This is a genomic window from Acinetobacter sp. YH12039, from assembly GCF_013420015.1.
GTDB classification, from domain to species: Bacteria; Pseudomonadota; Gammaproteobacteria; order Pseudomonadales; family Moraxellaceae; genus Acinetobacter; species Acinetobacter amyesii.
In genome coordinates, this window is the sequence record NZ_VOZA01000037.1 from 1 (window position 1) to 20,052 (window position 20,052).

Here is a 20,052-nt window from a genome sequence, read left to right on the forward strand (position 1 = left end):
TGTAATTTTAGTTTCACATGATCATTTTTTTGTTGAACAGTGTGAAATATCTGAAGAGTATTTAATTGAGTAAAATGACATTTTCAAATATATAGATTTATTAGTTCTACTAAAATTAACATAATACACGTTATACGAAATGACCAGTCTAATAGCTTACCTTTTCCCTAAAAAACAAGAGATTAAAGCAAGTAACAGCAGAGCTTTTGAGATCACTGAATAGTCATCACTAGGAACAACACCGGCATAATAAAAAGCCGTTGTCATCAACCAAAAGCCTAAAAAGAAGAATAGAAACTTAGATTTAAATAAATTTGGAATTTTTCCAAATTTTTCAGTCGTTTTCTGGGATGCAATATCCATCTAAACCTCCTATTTCACTGCACTTTGAATTGCTTTTTTCATGTGTTCAATCATCTCCAATGGCTCTGCATTTGCGTTAAGTCCTGATTTAAGACGCTGAACATAATTCAATTTTAAAGGACGATAGTAGGGCAAATATTTTTCACCATATTTTGCCTTAAAGACCTTACGCTCCTTAGCCCATAAAGTCCCGACCTGTTTCCGAACTCCTCTAAAACCAAGATAGCCCTCCAAGATTTTCAAATGCTTTTCAAAATATGCCTGTTTTTCTTCCTCAGATTTTTCAATGCACTGATTCCAACGATTAATCAGTACCTCACCCTGTTTCTGCACCTTGCTATAAGATTCAGATCCAATCCTCCAAGTCCAATCGGAAGCATTTTTTTCACGTCCCTCTAAATCGTCTCTGATTGAGCGTTTTTGAGTTAAACGTACAAGCTCATAATTTCCGAATTGAATTGGTGAATCAAAGACATAGGAAAACTTTTCAACCCCATCAATATGCTGTTTCAGCGTGTTATTCACTTGATCAATAGGAATAAGCCCATCATAGATTTGAGGACTATCAATATTGCAGAATAAAAAGAACTTCATCTGTAAATAATGTTCAGATTGATTTAAAAAATCAAAATCAGAACGAGCGAAGGTTTCAGGTTCAGTCTTAGCTAAAAGCATTAAGTCTTTTGTGAAATTTTCATCACCCACCAGATTCGGCTTGATGATTAAATCAAAGGTAGGATGACCCTTTTTCTTTTGTTTAAAACGTTCTTTTGGAGATAGCGTGAGCTGATAACGCTCAGTCCATTTCTCAACAAATTTTATAAACTCCTCGTTATCATAAAACTTCATATTCACTTCAGCAAAAAGAACACAATTCGATCTTGTTATTTCATCTTGTAACTTTTGCATCGCTAATGTAGAAAAATTTGAAAAATAGATCATAACAACATCCCAAAGAGCTTCTTTTAGTCAAAGTAGCCTTTTTTTTGGAATTTAACAATAGAGATTTAAAGTGATTTAATTTTAAATCACAGAATTTAATACCTTAAATTTTTAAAAAAATTGATGATAAATTCCTTATTGGGATTTAACAATTAAGTAGTTCCTAGCGATTTGACCCAATCCCTGCAATCTGATAATTTGGATCTAGATATTGCTGTTTTTATTAGGTCTGCCAAACCTTTGTTTTTTAGATATTTTTGTCTGATTCTCAAGGGTTTAGCCAACCTTTCGAGAATCAGCATCTGCCGATTCATCATTACTGCCATTTTGATGAATTACATCGGTGTAGCTGCGTGCGTGAGAAATCTAGCTGGCGCGGCCGCAACGAGGGCTGAGGGGTGTGATTCCCCTTTTCTACTCATTCCATTCGATCTTCTTTTAGGTCGGGGAACTGTAGTTGGGCGACAAGGACACGGGAACTTAGGCGACTAAGTAAACCCTGCCAATTTTGAGAGGTTGAGAGTTTTCAAGGATGGATAAACTCGTTAATAAACCCTACGAGCTGTTAGCGATAACAGACGTATGACCAACAGGTGGGCTTTTGCGGTTACGGTGACGTAACAGGGTTGCAAGTCGAAAGATGGCGCAATCGGTACTCAGACTGTAGTTTGGTGAATTTGTCGTGATGACATTCCAAGCTGCAAAGCTGAGATCAATGGATAGCTCAAGCCTGTAATTGCGTGTCAGCCGTTTTAAACGGTCAAACTCGCATTTGGTAGTGAAAGTGCTTTACCTGCTTTGACGATTTGTAAACTGTATTAATGCCCCTAATTTCTTGGAACTACGGGGGGCGGAACATGGAACACAGAGCAAATTCAGCAGATAAGCGATCTACACGTTAAGACAAGGTTGGATAACTTGGGACGCACTCAAGACCGTTTTGAGCATGGCATCTTTGAAATGAAGTGCAGGCAACATGCAAGGTTGTGGTTCGTGAGAATCTTTATGAGTGTTGGAGATCAGATTAGTAGATTCAGGTTGTTATTTAACTTGATATATCAGTTCGAGCGAATAAAAACGTAAGCGCTTCTTTTGGTAAAACAAAAGTTTAGATGAACGAAAGTCTGAGCCGATGGTGGTTGATGTGAAATATCTAAAACAGTGTTTTGCTTGGGATTGGCTTCCCTAACAGATTGGCTTCTGTAATGTAGAACACTGAAAAACAGCAAATTTAATTTTTTTAAAGTTTGGCTACTGAGAAAAAATTAGGCGTTGGCGCGGTAATGGTGATGCACGTTAAAACATCAAAGATTAATAGCCAAAGCTATTCGAGTTCACTCACTCGTAAAATAGAGCCAAAGTCCTGAACACGACTCTAAACTGTTCTCCTATTTCGCTCTCATTTGCGTTTTAAGCACGTTTTTCTATTCAATATAGATTTTTATTGGTAATCAGTGAAAAATCGCGAATACCCCCTATTTTTTGCGTCTAATCGTTATTACAGAGCGAGTGTCTACGAGCGAACATACAAAAAGTTGCGCCTAGACTCTCTGAAAAACAATTTTTTAATATCAAAATCTTAAAAATAGTAAATCACTTGCAGAAAATTGATGTCTAGATCGAGCGAAGCGAGCAAAAAAGCTTTATGAGCGAAGCGAATTCATTCTTGCTTTTGCTTTTTTTCAAATTCACGAAAATATACGCCAAAAAATTGCCCCTCGAATCGAGCGAAAGCGAGATTCAATAGAGTTTGAGCGTAGCGAAAACATAGGGCAATTTTTCATTTGAAAGGCTTTTAATTATTTTTAATGTTTTTAAATACTTTTAGATATGCTAAGAGCCTTTATTTATAATACATACAAAGGATATACAACACCAAAAAGTCACCTATACAACACCAAAAAGTCACCTATACAACACCAAAAAGTCACCTATACAACACCAAAAAGTCACCTATTTACACCATTGATTAATGATGGTGTAATAACAGCATGTATAATAAAGGTGTAGCAAATGCCTACCAGTGAATTAATAGTAAAAGATAACGCTTTAATTAATGCGAGTTATAATTTGGATACCGTAGAACAACGGTTAATTCTACTGGCTATCTTACAAGCAAGAGAAACAAGAACAGGGATTGATGCAAACACTAGGCTACGGATCCATGCCAGTGACTATATGAGCAGATTTAATGTTAATAAACATGCCGCCTACAAAGCCCTAAAAACAGCAGTTACTAACCTTTTTGGTAGACAGTTTAGCTATCAAACAATTGATGAAAAAACAGGAAAATCAAAGAAAGTAATCTCTCGATGGGTTCAAAATATTTCTTATATTGATGATGCTGCAACCTTAGAGGTTACTTTTACAATGGATGTAGTACCCTTAATTACACGTTTAGAAAAACAATTTACAAGTTATCAGTTAAAACAAGTTTCCCAATTAACAGGAAAATATGCCATTCGACTCTATGAATTACTTATAGCATGGCGCGAAGTCGGTAAGACTCCTATATTTGAGGTTTCTGACTTTCGTTCAAAGCTTGGTTTAACGTCAGATGATTACCCAAGGTTAGATACATTTAAAAGACGTGTACTTGAATCAGCAGTCAAACAGATAAATGAACATACAGATATCATCGTTAAAGTAGAACAACATAAAGAAGGGCGCTCTATTTCAGGGTTCTCTTTTAGCTTTAAACAGAAAAAAAATATGAACAAAGCTATAGAGCGTAAAAAAGATCCTAATACATTAGATATTTTTTCCAGAATTACAGATGCTCAACGCCACCTATTTGCTAACAAGCTTTCGGAATTACCTGAAATGGGTAAATACTCTCAGGGCACTGAAAGCTATCAACAATTTGCAATAAGAATTGCGGAAATGCTTCAAGATCCGACTAAATTTCAAGAATTACATCCTTATCTTGAAAAAGTTGGCTATCGTTAAATCATTGATGTAACGTTACATAACTAAATACTGTCTACTGGCATACAGATTTTTACTTGGGTTACATGATGAAAGCACTATCAGTTATTGAATTAGCTCAACTCTATGGAATGAATCGACAAAGTATCTATAAGCGTATAAATAAAGGAGATTTATCAAAAAATAGTGATGGAAAGATAGATCTATCAGAAGCTATAAGAGTATTTGGCGAACCATCGCACAACAACAAGAATGTAGCCACGTTACAGTCTACATCAGTACAAAAAGAGACAGAAGTAGACATGCTAAAACAGCAAGTAGACATTCTGAAAAAACAACTAGAACTTGCACATGAGCGAGAGGTTTTCCAACGAGAACAACTAGAAGCAAAAGACAATCAAATAGAAGCAATACAACGACTGTTAGAAGCCCCGAAACCTAATATGACTACGTTTACCGATCAAGAACCAGTGCAATCAAGCATGGTCAAAACAGATCCCGATCTGGACACAGCAGAACCGAAACATGACGGATTGACTACTCCGGAGCAGACAGAAAATAAGCGGATTCCCGTGCCGGAGCAGGTAGAGCCGGAACAGCCAAAAAGAGGCTTCTGGAGCCGATTTTTTCTGCCGAATGGCTAAGGGTACTATTCAACTGAGCTAATCAAAGTTGTGAAACATTGATCAAAGAATAGACGTGGAACGTGAAAAATCATAAAAAAAGCCCGAACAGGGATGCTCGGGCTATAAACTTTGAAATAAGTATTTGAATTTCAAGGTTAATTATAACACATTTCGTATAACGTGTATTATGTTAATTTTAGGAAAACTGAAATAAGATCAATCTAACTCGTATACCCCCAAATTATAGTGATATACGCTATACCGCAACTATGTTTTCATGTTAGTAAATTAAAATGAGCACACATGATGAATACAAGCTTACTCACAAAACTGAAACTTATACTACAACCATCATTTAATTTAAGAATTAAGAGTGTTAATTACAAAAAATACAATATTTACTATGTAGATATGAATCGCCTGGCATTATATCCTTTTGGCATCGTATTGGCCCTGTCTATTCAAGGTCTTTCTACGGAAGTAATGGCAATGGATCAACAATGTATATCCACAAAAGCGATCGAAAGTGACGAGTTATCTTGCTTACTCTATGATCGTATCATTAATGATACTCAAATAACTAGCATGAGAGAGCTGGGGCCATTGAAGGATAATATTGCTACAGCCTCATCAATTAATTTACCTACGAATAAAAGTAATTCAGAGCCTGTTCGTATGAACACTTTATCTATGCCTGTGATGCCCTTGGCATTGGGAGTTAATATATTCCCATCATCTGGTAATGTTGGGATAGGAACTGACGTGCCACAAAAAATAATACACCTCGTTAATACAAATACGCCAACTATCCGTTTTGAACAAGTGGCGGGGGGAACTTATGCCCCTTACACTTGGGATGTAGGTGCAAATGAAGCTAATTTTTTCATTCGAGATCAATCTGGTAGCGAGCAATTACCGTTTCGAATTGCACCAGGCAATGCGACCAATACATTGACTTTGAAAAATAGTTCAGTAGGTATTGGAACGTGGAGTCCAGAATCGGCTTTACATGTAATTGGCTCAATTCAGGCTAGTACTCTAAGTGGATGTAACTACGGATTAATCAGTGATGCTAACGGTGTCATTGGCTGTAATAATAGCCAAACAATACCCGAAGTCGGTGCTTTGAATGATCGTATATCAACTAATGAAGCTGATATTGTGAACTTACAACAAGGTCAAGACACTTTAAATCAACTGGCTGTGCAGTACGATTCAGCAACGCAAGATACAATTAGCCTGAAAGGTGTAAATGGCACAACACTGACCAATTTGAAAGCGGGTGATATTAGCACCGCAAATTCTAGAGATGCAGTAACAGGTGGACAGTTATTTACAACAAATCAATCTGTTAGAATGTTGTCTATACAGGCAACGGCAGGTGCACAACAAATTGCTTCTATTCTAGGTGGGGGAGCAGGCTATAGTAATAGTGTATTTACTTTACCGACATTCACAATTCAAGGGGAAAACTATTCCAATATTGGTGATACATTTGGTGCTGTGAATACTGAGATTAGTAGTTTGAAAACATCAGTCACAAATTTAAAAACATATGTAGATCAGCAAAGTAGCGGAAGCGAGAATAATCTTAAAAGTTATATTGATCAACAAGACTCTAAAAATCTGCTAGATGCTAAAAACTATACAGATCAAAAAGCATCTAATACTTTAAATAGTGCAAATACTTATACAGACCAACAGACCGCAACAATACTCAACAGTGCTAATCAGTATGCCGAGCAACAAGCTGCGACAGCATTAAAAGATGCAAATGCTTATACAGAGAGTAAAGTTTTAGGTGTAAATACAGGTACTGGAAACACGAGCGGTACGGGCGCTAATTCTACAGCAATTGGTCCAAATACTGTCGTATCAGGAAATAATTCAACTGCAGTGGGTGTAGGAAATACTGTTTCTGGTAATAACTCAGGTGCATTTGGTGATCCAAATATTGTGACTGCAAATGGTAGTTATATCGTGGGTAATGACAATACGGTGAGCGGTGACAATACATTTGTACTTGGAAATAACGTCAATACATCTGCAAAAAATTCAGTGGTATTGGGTCATGATTCAACATCAGCTCGTGACAATACTGTTTCGGTAGGTTCCAGTGGAAATGAGCGCCAAATTACCAATGTTGCCGATGCAACCGAAGCGACGGATGCTGTTAATTTGCATCAAATGCAAGCAGCCAACACTGAAACATTAAAATCATCTAAGGAATATACGGATACTCGTGTGAGTACTTTAGAAAGTAGCTTCTCCGATTTTAGTTATCAGACGGATCTCCGTTTTAAAGAGGTGGATAAGCGATTTGATCGTCAAGGTGCGATGTCAGCAGCAATGATGAACATGGCAACGAGTACTGCTGGATTGAAAGGATTGAATCGAGTCGGTGTGGCGGCGGGTTTTCAAGGAAATGAGAAGGCTGTAGCAATTGGTTATCAACGTATTATAAGTGCAAATACCAGTTTGAGTTTAGGAGGTGCTTTTACTGATAAGGATAGTTCTGGTGGTGCAGGTATAGGTTTCAGTTGGTAAATAACATAAATGTTAGAACCCACTAACAACTCGCAAAAAATGGTTGAATCTGCGGACGCTGTTTTTGTGATTCCGTCCAAAGTGAATGCTTAGATTGAACACGCATTAACAGGTCTGCACTGATACCTAAAGCATCATGCAAACGTAAAGCTACATCTGCGGTTACTGGTGCTTTACCGTTAATAATTCTAGAAAGTAATGGTCGTGTCACTTGGATACGTTCAGCAAGTTCTGTAATAGTGATCGCCTGTCCTTCTTCTTTTAAGCCATCCAACCATTCTGAAATTAACTCACCTGCATGAGCTGGATTATTCATCATCATATTCACCTCAATGGTAGTCCTGATAGTCTACGATATACGCATTACCATCTTTAAAAATGAAAGTCATACGCCAATTCGCATTAACCGTAATTGCCCAATGATCTTTTAATTTACCTTTCAAAGGATGAAGCTTCCATCCAGGGAAATTCATTTCATCAATGCTTTGCGCTTCATTCAAAGCAGTTAATTGTCTTTTTAACTTAGTTGAATGAACGGACTGAATACCTGCTGTAGAACTTGTTTTAAAAAACCTTTCTAATCCTTTATGTTTAAAATCTACAATCACAAAAAATCTTCCTTTGTATAGATCTAGTATACAAAAAGTTGTTCAGTAAAACTATACAAAAAATAAAGACCAAAACTCATTTAACATAAAATCTCTTATACGAAATCCAGATTCAAGACATAAAAAAGCCCGACATCCTGTCGGGCTTTTTCGTATTGGTTCGCTTGGCTTGACTCCTGTCGTACCGCCGATCCTTGTGCGATTATTTATTTTTATTTTGCGGAACGTCCTGTTCTCTTATGACTTCATGATATTGAATACAAGGGGTTATGAATATCCGCAAAATCCCTAAATCCATGTGCGCTCAGGCGTACAAAATTGGTGAATTTTTATCCCAAGAGTTGTCCGCAGAAATTGGGGATAATTTAAGCCAGCGCTGTCTTGATAACACAGAGAAAAATGACAATTTGATTAAATATTGAGCAAAATTATTGGCAAGAAGTATCAAAATTGCTCAAAAAGAAACCGGCTTGTTTCCAAGTCGGTTTTTTGTTGTTTTTCATGAGGATGAAAAATTTTTAACTATATGAAAAACAATGATATTTTAAAAAGCATTTCGTATAACGACCATTATGTTAAATGGTGCACATCTTATATTGTAAAGTGGATCACTTTTTAAAAATAACTTTATAGAAAATATCTTCTTTTTAGCGCAAAAGCATCTTGTAGGGCATTGTGAGGTATTTCTGAATCTATTGTCAGATTTGTATCACTTTCCCAAAGTTCCATTGTCAACTTTGGGGTAGTCATACAAACGCCTTGTTGAAGCATCAGGGTTGTTAGGAATAATGAAAAATCTTCTGGCCAATCAGCAACTATATGTATGGTTTCATAGTGATTTAGAAAGTTAAATAAATTTTTTTTAAATTCTTTTAAATCAATGGCTTGCTTATTTAAAATAGGGATAACATTATTAAATACCCATGAAGTGGGATTCATACATGGTAGAACTTCATAGAAGTATTTTTCATTTTCATCAACGAGAGCCATGGAAATCAGTTCTCCACCAAAACCATTAAACTCACAATCCAAAAATAATTTCATATTTGCTATTACCGTATTTATTTTAGTTACTTAAAAAATAAGGAACTTGTTTTATTTCAACAAGTTCCTATATAAATTAAGCTTTTTTATATCTCGTTGCTCTTGAAAAGAGAGTATTACGCGTATCAGGAATTTTCACATTGTTTTGGTCAATCAAGTAACCATGTTCTTCCATGATTACTCTAACCATGTGGCCGATAGCCTGTTTTAAGCGATCAAAATCAATATTTTCTGGATTATTAGAATTATCTTCGATAGCTTTTAATTCTTTACCAAATCTAGCTTCTAAACTTGGAACTAAGGCTTCAATTGCTGGTCGACTAAGGTAGGTTGCTGTTTCAAGCATTACGATAGTTTTTTCTTCATTTAGGAAGTCTAAGATTTTTTGTCCAAAGTTAGTATTAATAATACCTTGGAATTGAGCGCTGAAATTTTGCATGTTATATACCTGTTCCACATATGAGGTTTTGTTTTTGTAGGTTTCTATGTTAAACCATTCAAATATAACGTGTCAATTAATTAATTAAGAAGCATAAATTTTTTGATTATTTAAGAAAATCTAAAATTAACATAATACACGTTATACGAAATGCTTCTTTTTATTTCATATAAATCATAGTTTTATCGTATAGCAAAAAGCCCAACCCTCTCCGATTGGGCTTTTTTAATGATTGTTCACGTTCCACGCTTAGTATTTAAGCAATGTTTCACGGGATTTGTTAGCTCATATGGATAATCTGATTTTATGGTTTGAAATCCGTTTTTTGATGTAGAGCCTTCAAAATTCGTTTAGCCGTTTCTTCCCTTACACTTTTTGGATCTCGTAAAATCCCACTAATCCAAATCGCAAAAGTAGGATAGTCAGGAAAATTACTTAGATCAGAAAGTTCAGAAAGTTTAGATAGAATAGTGCTGTATTTATTAATTTGGGGATCTGACATATTACAAAATAGCTCTACTGTCTTTGTCTCTCTCTCGGGTGCTATGAGTTTTGGCTTAGGCTTCTCTTTCACAATAAACTTGAAACCAACCACAGACCGTCCTTGTTTAACGTTTTCATAAGTGAGTTCAATGTCTGTATTAGCTGTAATTTCATCTAATGAAGGCTTAATTACACGGTCTTTTAAATTACATAGCTTGTCGTAGGACTTTGGCAAACCTAACTCAGTTTTTATATGCTCTAAGGACATTTCAAATTGTCCCATAGCTTGATATTTTTTTGCTAAATGATATAGGTCGAACGAGTAGTCTTTTTTCAGACTGAGTACGATGTCTTTCTTGTACTTAGTGTATGGATTTAATTTGTCGAACTCTTTGAGCATCAAAAGAACTTCCTCTGGGAAGCATATGGATATTGAACCATTCTCATATATTGCTCTAATGACCCAGTTACAGTAGGTTTTTTTCTTATTATCACCATAGGAAAAATAACGTCTTAACAGGTTTTTACTCGCTTCTTCCATTTGCGAATACGCTGAGTTGGTTTTTATACCGCATTCTTTTGCAAAGCTCTCTGATGTTATGGTGATTGCATCTTTTTCAGTTGCATCAATTATCCGAGCTATAGGACTAGCAAGAATTAATAAGCGTTTTTCATCAATACTCATGCTTTTAAAGCACTCTTGAATCGTATTCTGCATAACAACCCAAGATACAGGGTATGTTTTTTTATAATCCATGAAACTACATTCCGCAAGAAGTAGTTTTTTATATCATATTGATTTATTTTTGCACACGATTTTTGTAGTTTTTAACATAAAACTACATTAAATATAGTGTAGTTTAGTTCATGCCATTTGTAGTTTCTAATCATGCCATTTGTAGTTTCTAATGTGCCAAAATCATGCCATTTGTAGTTTAGTTCATGCCATTTGTAGTTTTTTAAAGTCTGAAAGCCTTGCTATATGTGGTCTGGAAGGGTGTCTAAAAGTATTTAAAAGCTTTTTAAAAGAATAAAAGAGAATTAAAGGAAAAATCAAAGGCTATGGCACTCGCTTCGCTCGTGTCGTTTCAAAAGCAAAACCAAGAGCAAAAAGATTGATAATGCATTCGCTATGCTCATGCTTTTTTAAGATCAAAAGCCCCAAAGTTCGCACCCATTCGGGATGCTCTGTACTTACCGTTTTAGATTAAAAGGGAGTTTGTAATCAGGGAAAAGGCGTTGCTGAAATTTTTATGATGCTCAATCGCTCGTAGACACTCGCTTGGTTTAAACCTGTGAGGTTCAAAAAGAAAAAAACAAAGCGAACGGAGTGTGAGTGACATAAAGATAAATCGCTCATTCCCCCTCTGATTACTGTTTTGCTGAATTAGATTAAAAATCTAATTCAAAATCATTTTTAGGTTTTGGTTTATGCTCAGGTTCATAAGTTTGTTGAGAAGTATTCTGTCTAGGCAATGGATTTTTAATTTCGTAAATATCACTTTTAATAGTCTCAAAACTCTTTAAACACGCTTGATATGATTCTCTTTGCTGTTTCAAATGGTCGTTTTGAGGCTCTAAAATCTTCTCACATTTCAGATATTTCAGCATTTGATTGTCATTTTTGATCATTTTCTCAAATTTATCGTATTCCCATTCGTGGATATTTGAACGTGCACGGCTAATGTACGTTTCTAAATTTTTAGATTTTTTCTTTATGTAATCAATCAATTGTAGTGGGTTTTTATTGTTATAGGCCTCCTGTTGCTTGTCGCATAGTTCTTTGTGATAACCAACGTAATCGGGGTAATAACCGTCACTTCGCAAGTAACTGAAATTCGTAGCCGGTTTTGGCTTGAGTCGAATTTCCGCTACTGTGGTTTCTAGTCGTTCAAGTTGTTGATTAACGCTATTAATCTTTCTACAGTTTCCCCAAGCGTATTGATCTGCTTGCTTTGCGTCTCCAAATCTTCGTAAAAGTTGTTGGGTACTTTCAATTGCAAGATTTTCGAGAGTGCTTTCTCGATGTCCGCCTGCTGTGTGCCAATTGTCATTTGAATGGGTCTTAATTCTATCTTCACCAAGTCGCTGACAATGCTGTTTAAATCCAGTTGATTTAATGCTCTCGCTAATTGCGTTTGTAATTGGGTCTTCAAGTTTTCTTGAAATGCTTGCTGTAACTGCTCCGAAAAGTTGCCCTGCTCTAGCTTTGAAAGCTCTGCTTTCAGTGTCAAAATTAAGGCTTGCTGTGCTTCTTTCTCTGTATTCAGATTGCTGATTTTGCTCTTTAGACTCAGCTCGACTTCGCTGTAGTCGCTCAAAATGGTCTTTAATGAATCGATTTGTTGACTCAAAACCTTGTTTTGCTCGGCTAACAAGTTGTTTTGTTGCATCAATAAGCTGTTTTGCTCTGTCAAAAATTGGTCGATTTCGGTCTGCATGATCTAGTTCCGTATTTGTTTCAAGTAGTTGATCTGGTTTGTAATCACTTGTGAATTCTGTTGAATCATTTGCTCTTGTGCTTTGATTGTTTTTAAATTTGTATTGGCTTGATAGCCTAGATATAAAATTATTAAAAGAATCAGCAGTCCAAAAGCTATCATCCCCCATAGGATGTGTGTTGCTCTCTGGTTGCCCAATTTTTCCGTCAAAAGGCTCTGCAACTGACTCTCTATTGTCTCTCTCTGCCCCTCTATCGCTTGCTGTACTTGGTGTTGAATGCTGTTCTGCAGGAGCTTTTCGTCGATTCTGAGGCTCTGCAACTGCTTGTTGACTTGAGCCTGTAGAGCGTGAATTGAGGTTGAAAACGAATCTATGCTCGATTTCACTTTTGATATTTCCGATAGGTCTATATTCGCTAACTGCGTTTGCAGTGCGTCTATTTGCTCCGTATAGCTCGCTGTTAGCGATTTTATGGCTTTGGGTGATAGATTCCCTATTTCGGTCAAAATCGCTCTGAGATGCGATTTTATGGCCGATGTTGTCTGCTGTACTTCGTTTAAAAGTATAGTGCTGTTGGTGATAGGTCTCTCGCTTTGCTCGATAGTCATCTCGAACGTTTTCAGCGTTTCGGAGAGCTGTTGCAAGCTCTGCTGTAGTTGGTCGGCTTTCTGCTGCTGCTCTGAGATGCTCTGAATAAGCGTTAATTTCGAATTGTTCATGATAAAAGTCGCCTCTAAGTCGATGTCTTTTGCCACTTTTCAAAGTGGCAGTTAAGTATTCTTTACTTTGTTTGACCGATGCGATTCCTTCCAGTTGCTCAATACACTGGACAATATCTGCTCTGTTTTTTACTGTCAGAGTCCTTAAAAATGTTTGTACGTAGTTATCAACGAGCTTGCCAAACTGCTTTTTTGTAAGCGCCTCAAGATCTTGACCTGTAAAAATATTTTTAGCTTGAGCGTTGAGTTTTGCGACATAGTTTGGCTCTTGTGTCGTTTTCATCAAAAGCAGATCATCGGGGCGTGACCACTGGTACTTTGTGTTGAAGTAATCACGTAAAGAATCAAAATGCTTTTCATGGCCGGGTGGGGCAATATTGAGTGATTTACCGCTTTGAATATCTAGGCGTGGTGCTAGAACGTGGATATGCTTCGAGCCGTCATCGTCTGTGTGAAGCACGGCAAAAAGGTGGTACTGTGAGGGATCTAGTCCCGAAAAAGCATGCTTTTCAAACTCGTCTAAGACTTCTTTTATTTGTTCATCTGTCGGACTGTCTTCTTTTGACCATGCGATCACGCCACTGGTGTACTTCCACAAATGTGGACTTGAGTCACAGATGGCGTTAAATGTAGTCGCATCACCACGCAAAACATCAACACCTGCCCGAACATTGCCAAGATGATCGAACTTATCTAAAACATACGCTGAAGCGTGTGCGGCCGATCCTTTACCGTGATTTAAAAATTTAATATGCACTTTCATCCTCCTCAGCAAGCTGTATCGAAGACAATTGCTTTTTAAGCCTTTCAGGGCTTTGTCTGCTGATTTTCGGAAGTGCAGGAAATACTTGTTCTAACTCGGTTTGAATGCCTTTTAAAACTGAAAAAATGCTGAAAATATCTAACTTGCGTTGCTCTTGCGGATCAGCATTTTTGATGATGTTCAATGCTCGTGCAATTTGGTTTAAGTTGTTCCCGATTTTGGATAGCTCAAGCAGTAAAGCAGGATCTGTTTTTTGATAGCGTTTAACCACTTCAATCACTGTTTTAACTTTGAGTCTAGGCTTCCTTTCATATTCTTCTGGTCGTCTTACGGTTACAGCATCTTGCATGATTTCCCTTTGAATTAAAGAGAGAATGAAGTCTGTAAAATTCGTGTTCTCTTTTTCGAGGTGCTGCTCAAGTTGTTCTAGCTGTAACTCTGTGAGTCTGAAAATTTTAGTTTTATTTCGCATATACACATCCCACTAACAGGCTTTTGGTTTTGCTTTTAAGTCAACTTTGTTGACTTGCCCATCTTGATGGGCTTGGGGTCTTAGGGGTTTCCCCTAACAAGTCCCTGTATATCAAAATTCGAAGAATTTTGTATATACAGGTAGGCTTGCTTATCTTATTTAGTCATCTAATAGTATTCTACTATATCGTGAAAGATTTATATAAAAAGATCAAAAAAAGGGTTTATCAGCTAATAATACCTAAATTTGTATATGAGTTTTTATGTTGAAATTATGATGGAAATGGGGACTGGCTCATTTACATAACTTTTAAAGGGGAGAAGCAATCCAATAGCCGTAGGTAGAACAAACTTCAGGAATAAAGCGAGTAACAGATTTTGGTATTACTGATGACGGCCCTCCACTAAGGATAATTTCATTACCTATAAAAACTTTATGATTATTAAATTTATTGGTGATGCTAATCCTACCGTCCTTTGTATATTCTAACTCATGATTATTAGCCCAAATAATAAATGAACCGGTATCACTACCAAGCCGAATACAACCATAAGGATCTACATGCAATTTCCCACCAGTAATGGTTACTCTTGAACCAGAATTAGCATGTTTAATAAAAATGATAGGTTTTACTGACTCTATGGAGTTAGATACGGGTTGGGACTTCGCTATACAACCAGTAAGCAATGTAATAATTATAAAAATTTGAGCTAAATTTTTTATTCTCATATTGAACTCTTTGAAGGCCATGCAATGCTTAGCTTCTTTTCAAACTTTCTTATCGTGCAACTAGCGTAAAGTAGCTCGATGCTTTGAAACATGGCTAAAGCCATATTTCAAAGCATCGAGCTAAAATTAGCCAAAAATCTCTGAATGGCTATCTAACTGGTGTAACTCTAAAATGTCATCCCCTACGAGCCTGTAAATCAAGACTAAATCAGGTTTAACGTGACAATCTCGACAATTCTTAAACTCAGCACCACCTTTTAATGGGTGATCTAGGTATTTTTCAGGCAATGGACTATTAGCAACTAAACAGTCCAGTACCTCAGCCCATTCAGCCGTAACTAAATCTAAGTAACGTCTTTTAATATTTCGTTTAAATGAGTTGGTTACGATGATCTTTCGTTTAGCCATGAGCTTCATCCGACATGGCTTTGATTGCTTCTTCTACTGTTTCGTACTCGGTGTACTCCCCATTTTCAATCTCTTTAAGAGATTGAAGCAACTTTGCTACTGCTGTTGGGGTCAGAGTTGGTTCTTTCGCATAGTCAAAAGCTAATGGAACAGTTCTTGTTTTCACCACCTGATTTAAAAAAAGTTTAAATGCTTGTGGCATTGTTAAACCATATTCTTCAAAAATATGATTTGCATTATCCCTCAAGTCTTCTTCTAAACGCATATTAAAATTGACTGCGGACATGGTTAATTCCTCTAAAAACCAATAATGTAAAGACAATATAAGGCATTATCTTTACATTTTCATTACTTTTGATGTAATAAATGGTTTCTAATCGCTAAATTTCGTATAATCGCCATTATGTTAAATAACTTTTAGAAGCTTTAGTACAAGCTTGACAGATTGTCTTATCATTATAAAATAACCTTATTCAAATCATCCTCCCAAGAGTAACGCCAATGAAGTAAGTCATTTTCTCATCATTATTTTTAAACTTTTGATGTGCAAAATAGATTCTACTTGTGGCTATATATTCTTGGTCTCTACTTTATATCCTAAATAATATATTGTTTTTTATAAGTTAATCTTCACTATTTTGCATATCCTCTACATGAGGAATTTTTTATGCAACATGCATGTATTGCTTCAAACTTAAATTTAGAATTTTCTACACAGAAAATGTTTGATCAGCTAAACATTACGCTTTTATCAGGACAGGTTTCTGCATTAATTGGACGTAATGGTTTAGGTAAATCCCTATTGTTCAGAATATTAGATCAAAGCCAAGCTTTAGATATTCATTATAGTGGTCAAGTTTCATGGAATATCCAACATGATTATTTGGCACAATTAGAACGCCTTAATGCTGAAAATATTGCACAAGCATTAGAGGTAGATCATTTACATCATGCTTTTCGGCGTATAGAGAACAATACAGCTAGTTTTGATGATTATGAGTTAGTTGAAAATACCTGGGATTTACCACAAAAATGGCAAAATATACTTGAAAATGCTGACTTACCTACGGATTTGAACTTTCCAACAGAAAAACTGAGTGAAGGACAAAAAACAAAGCTGGCTTTATGTCGTTTGTTTTTAAAAAAGGATCACTATCTACTTTTAGATGAACCAAGCAACCATTTAGACTCAACATCTAGACAATGGTTAATTGAGAGTATTTTGGCACACCCTAGTGGTGTATGCCTGATTAGTCATGATCGCCAATTACTCAATCAAGTCCAACATATTTATGCTTTAACTGAATTAGGCTTACAACACTACAAAGGTAATTATGAGCATTACATTCAACAGCATCAGCTACACATGGATGCATTAACTCAGTCTATTAATAAGGAGAAAAAAGAATTAAAGCAGTTAAAACAACGGCAACATGATAGCTTAATGAAAGCGAATAAACTTCAATCTATAGGCAATGAACTTCGTGATTCTAATTCTCAAGCAAAGATTTTTCTAGATTTCAAAAAGGAAAATGCTGGACAAAGCTTAGGTAAGCTACGTGCCCAACAAACTCGACAAACTGATGATTTGAAAAATAGTCTGATTAATAGGCAGACCATTGTAGAAAAAATCAAAGCTCAGAAGTTTGAATTCCACTTACAGAGTACGAAGCAAGGAGAGATTTTAAGAATTCATGATTTAAAGCTACCCCATACAGCAACAAATAAAATTAATTTTGCATTGAAAGCTGGCGAAAAAATCCATCTTAAAGGTGCTAATGGAATTGGTAAATCAACCTTATTGAAATTGATTTCTACCCATCAACGTGATGATATTTTCTTTAGTGGAACATGTTTGTATTTAGATCAAAACTTTAGTTTATTAAATAATGATTTATCCGTAATCGAAAACCTTGCACTTTATAACTCCAATCTTACTGAAGTTGAGTGGAGAAATTTGTTAGGTCAGTTACGTATTCGTCGTGAAAAAGCTTTATTAAAACTATCAGAACTGAGTGGTGGTGAAAAATTGAAAGTCGCATTATTAGCAATGAGTCACTATCCTGATGGTATTGATTTATTATTGCTTGATGAACCAGAAAATCATTTAGATATTGAGTCTAGAGAGCTTCTATCGCAGGCTATTAGCCAATATCAGGGCGCTGTAATTTTAGTTTCACATGATCATTTTTTTGTTGAACAGTGTGAAATATCTGAAGAGTATTTAATTGAGTAAAATGACATTTTCAAATATATAGATTTATTAGTTCTACTAAAATTAACATAATACGCGTTATACGAAATGAGTTATAATTATCCTTATAATTCAACGCTGTAGTTCCTAGTTGATAGCCCGAGTTTCCATGACCGGGCTTTTTTTATGATTTTTCACGTTCCACGCCTACTATTTAATCAATGTTTCACACTTTTGATTAGCTCAATTGAATAATCAGGATGCCTGGTCTTTTTCTTTTTGGCGTTCATCCAGCTCTTTCTTCAGTGCCTTTTTATCCTGGTACGATGCAATTAGCATAATCGGGATCAGCAGCGGAGCCACAATAATGCCCAGGGCAATGTCTTTCAGTTTCGGCATGATTTCTCTCCCTAGATTGCTCAGTCATGATCAAAAACAGCATTTAGCACACGGCCAAATAATCCACGTTTTTTCTTTGTCTCATAATGCGTATTTGGTACGTGTTTTGGTGTTTCATTAGGGCGTGTCACCAATGTCTCATGGGATGTTTTAATTTCACTATCTCTATTATTATCAATAGTTTCACTTATTCCACTATTGTTGTCGCATGGTGCATCATTGGAATGTGTCACTGGTGTATCATGAGACATTTTTTCTTCAGACTCTTTATGCCCTAATAGCAATTGAAAGCGGTCTATTTGATCTAAATAGCGTTTCTCACGATCTTTGTATGACTCAATTTCCTTTTTCATAAAATCAACAAGCTGACGTAAATCAGCATCATCTTTAGACTGATCCACTTCTTGTTTTTGTTCATGCTTTTTGATCGGCTCTCCAAAGCATCGGATGACTTCTGCAATATCAAAAAGACCATCAGCGCTTCGAGATATACGCCCTTCTTTTATGGCCCTATATAGCGTAGAACGACTGACGTTAAAGCGGTTAGATACTTCACTTAGTGATAATTTAGCCATTTACTAAATCCTTTTATTTAATGGCATATATCCCACTTTTTTTAGGTATGGATATAGTTCTTTGATTTTTTCAGGATCGTGAAGCATCTCAGCAATACGAATAGCAAATTGTGGATAGCTTTCAGTTCCCTGGGAATACCGACCCATTTCCGGTAGCTCTGAAAGTTTATTGGCAAACATGTGGCGTTGTGCATCGGTCATTTGGGTAAAGAGATCTACCGTGTTTGGATCTCTTTCTGAAGGTATCGAATCAATTTTTTTATGCTTAAAAGTGAATGATAAGCCTGAGATAGATCTTCCTGTTTTGTACTGTTCGTATTTTACATGTATATCAGTCAGCTCATTGATTTGCTTTATGGCTGGTTCTAAAACACGACTTTTAAAATTAACCATTTTTTGATATTCATTCATCTCAAGTCCTAATTTTTCTCTGAACTCAGATAAAGAAATAACAGGTGTTTTTCCTACGTCTCTCCAAGCAATTAGAAACTCATATAGACGAATAGCATATTTGCTAGTTAGTTGCGCAACCTGTTTAAGTTGATAGCTCGTAAAGTGCTTTTCCAATCTTGTAATAAGAGGAACAACATCTGGTGCAAAGGTAACTTCTAATGTAGCAAGGTCATCAACATATGCAATTCGGCTAACCCAGCGGGATTTGACTACAATTTCTTTGTTTGTATCTTTATGAATTTCCTTAAAAGAGAACTTTCTTTCAAAAAGATTATTAACTGCATTTTTTAGAGCGTTATACGCAGCTTCTTTGGTGACATCAAAGCGAGAAGCATAATCAGAAGCATGGATTTCTAATTTACTGTCGGATGAGATCCCTTGGCCTGTTTCTCTTGCTCTTATTATTGATAAAAGGATAAGCCGTTGCTCGGTTACTTCGAGATTATAACTGGCATTAATTAAGGCATTATCTTTTACTACTAAGTCATTTTTCATAAGACTGCATAGGTTATAAGTGTTATTAAGACTACATTAGCATTCGATGTAATCAAATGCAAAGAAATTGTAGTCTTATGACAAAGAAATTGTAGTCTTATGACAAAGAAATTGTAGTCTTATGACAAAGAAATTGTAGTCTTATCCACCTTAAAAGCCTTGCAAACAAAGGTTTTCAGAGAGTCTAAAAGCATTAAAAACTTTAAAAATAATTAAAAGCCAAGGTAAGGAAAAATTGCCCTATGTTTTCGCTACGCTCAAACTCTATTGAACTTCGCTTTCGCTCAGTTCGTAGGGGCAATTTTTGGCTTAAAATTTCGTGATTTTTTAAAAAAGAAAAGCAACTAGGAATTCGCTTCGCTCATAGAACTTTTTCACTCGCTTCGCTCGACATAAAGCCACCGTAATCAGTTCGCACCCATT

19 protein-coding genes are annotated in these 20,052 nt (G+C 36.0%); 4 read left to right on the plus strand and 15 right to left on the minus strand.

The window, feature by feature from the left end; all coding sequences use genetic code 11:
- Positions 1–156: 156 nt before the first annotated feature.
- Positions 157–363, minus strand: coding sequence for a hypothetical protein (locus FTT98_RS13300; protein WP_166135795.1), 207 nt, complete (start codon positions 361–363; stop codon positions 157–159).
- 9 nt (positions 364–372) lie between these two features.
- A complete protein-coding gene (locus FTT98_RS13305) occupies positions 373–1,305 on the minus strand; it encodes a hypothetical protein (RefSeq protein WP_180067023.1) in 933 nt (310 codons plus the stop codon).
- A 2,013-nt stretch (positions 1,306–3,318) separates the two neighbouring features.
- On the opposite strand from FTT98_RS13305, the gene repM (FTT98_RS13310) reads away from it, so the two are divergent.
- The 3 genes from repM (FTT98_RS13310) (at position 3,319) to FTT98_RS13320 (ending at position 7,406) form a co-directional block, all read left to right on the plus strand.
- On the plus strand, positions 3,319–4,254 hold the full coding sequence (repM, locus tag FTT98_RS13310; RefSeq protein ID WP_180067015.1) for a replication initiation protein RepM: 936 nt from the start codon (positions 3,319–3,321) through the stop codon (positions 4,252–4,254).
- 68 nt (positions 4,255–4,322) lie between these two features.
- Positions 4,323–4,877, plus strand: a complete 555-nt coding sequence (locus tag FTT98_RS13315; RefSeq protein WP_180067026.1) for a plasmid replication DNA-binding protein — start codon at positions 4,323–4,325, stop codon at positions 4,875–4,877.
- A gap of 285 nt (positions 4,878–5,162) precedes the next feature.
- Entirely contained in the window at positions 5,163–7,406 is a 2,244-nt protein-coding gene (locus FTT98_RS13320) for a YadA-like family protein (protein ID WP_180177475.1), read from the plus strand.
- A 22-nt stretch (positions 7,407–7,428) separates the two neighbouring features.
- Here FTT98_RS13320 and FTT98_RS13325 read toward each other — a convergent pair whose 3' ends face one another.
- From FTT98_RS13325 to FTT98_RS13370, 10 genes are all read right to left on the minus strand, one after another.
- A complete protein-coding gene (locus tag FTT98_RS13325; protein ID WP_218954616.1) occupies positions 7,429–7,725 on the minus strand; it encodes a HigA family addiction module antitoxin in 297 nt (98 codons plus the stop codon).
- 10 nt (positions 7,726–7,735) lie between these two features.
- Positions 7,736–8,014, minus strand: coding sequence for a type II toxin-antitoxin system RelE/ParE family toxin (locus FTT98_RS13330; protein WP_086200512.1), 279 nt, complete (start codon positions 8,012–8,014; stop codon positions 7,736–7,738).
- A gap of 627 nt (positions 8,015–8,641) precedes the next feature.
- Positions 8,642–9,058, minus strand: a complete 417-nt coding sequence (locus FTT98_RS13335; protein ID WP_180177476.1) for a hypothetical protein — start codon at positions 9,056–9,058, stop codon at positions 8,642–8,644.
- A gap of 76 nt (positions 9,059–9,134) precedes the next feature.
- Complete coding sequence (locus FTT98_RS13340) at positions 9,135–9,497, minus strand: hypothetical protein (RefSeq protein ID WP_180177477.1); 363 nt, start codon at positions 9,495–9,497, stop codon at positions 9,135–9,137.
- A gap of 304 nt (positions 9,498–9,801) precedes the next feature.
- A complete protein-coding gene (locus tag FTT98_RS13345) occupies positions 9,802–10,737 on the minus strand; it encodes a replication initiation protein (RefSeq protein WP_159124544.1) in 936 nt (311 codons plus the stop codon).
- A gap of 635 nt (positions 10,738–11,372) precedes the next feature.
- Positions 11,373–13,904: a relaxase/mobilization nuclease domain-containing protein gene (locus FTT98_RS13350; RefSeq protein ID WP_218946026.1), complete on the minus strand. Its 2,532-nt coding sequence runs from the start codon at positions 13,902–13,904 to the stop codon at positions 11,373–11,375.
- Positions 13,888–14,376, minus strand: coding sequence for a plasmid mobilization relaxosome protein MobC (mobC, locus tag FTT98_RS13355; RefSeq protein WP_159124546.1), 489 nt, complete (start codon positions 14,374–14,376; stop codon positions 13,888–13,890). Before mobC ends, FTT98_RS13350 begins: the two co-directional genes overlap by 17 nt.
- Positions 14,377–14,685: 309 nt before the next feature.
- Entirely contained in the window at positions 14,686–15,105 is a 420-nt protein-coding gene (locus FTT98_RS13360; protein ID WP_159124550.1) for a hypothetical protein, read from the minus strand.
- Between the two features lie 126 nt (positions 15,106–15,231).
- A complete protein-coding gene (locus FTT98_RS13365; RefSeq protein ID WP_159124547.1) occupies positions 15,232–15,513 on the minus strand; it encodes a type II toxin-antitoxin system YafQ family toxin in 282 nt (93 codons plus the stop codon).
- Entirely contained in the window at positions 15,506–15,799 is a 294-nt protein-coding gene (locus FTT98_RS13370) for a type II toxin-antitoxin system RelB/DinJ family antitoxin (protein WP_159124548.1), read from the minus strand. The genes FTT98_RS13365 and FTT98_RS13370 overlap by 8 nt, the downstream gene beginning before the upstream one ends.
- Before the next feature lie 381 nt (positions 15,800–16,180).
- Here FTT98_RS13370 and FTT98_RS13375 point away from each other — a divergent pair, with 381 nt between their 5' ends.
- Positions 16,181–17,749 (plus strand): ATP-binding cassette domain-containing protein, encoded by a 1,569-nt coding sequence (locus FTT98_RS13375; RefSeq protein ID WP_180177478.1) that lies wholly within the window; start codon positions 16,181–16,183, stop codon positions 17,747–17,749.
- A 213-nt stretch (positions 17,750–17,962) separates the two neighbouring features.
- Here FTT98_RS13375 and FTT98_RS13380 read toward each other — a convergent pair whose 3' ends face one another.
- The 3 genes from FTT98_RS13380 to repM (FTT98_RS13390) are packed head-to-tail and all read right to left on the minus strand — an operon-like array spanning position 17,963 to position 19,629.
- Positions 17,963–18,106, minus strand: coding sequence for a hypothetical protein (locus FTT98_RS13380; protein WP_001125247.1), 144 nt, complete (start codon positions 18,104–18,106; stop codon positions 17,963–17,965).
- 20 nt (positions 18,107–18,126) lie between these two features.
- Positions 18,127–18,681: a plasmid replication DNA-binding protein gene (locus FTT98_RS13385; protein WP_068912165.1), complete on the minus strand. Its 555-nt coding sequence runs from the start codon at positions 18,679–18,681 to the stop codon at positions 18,127–18,129.
- A 3-nt stretch (positions 18,682–18,684) separates the two neighbouring features.
- Positions 18,685–19,629 carry a replication initiation protein RepM gene (repM, locus tag FTT98_RS13390; protein WP_068912167.1) on the minus strand — a complete coding sequence of 315 codons (945 nt, stop codon included), beginning with the start codon at positions 19,627–19,629 and terminating at the stop codon, positions 18,685–18,687.
- Positions 19,630–20,052 lie beyond the last annotated feature (423 nt).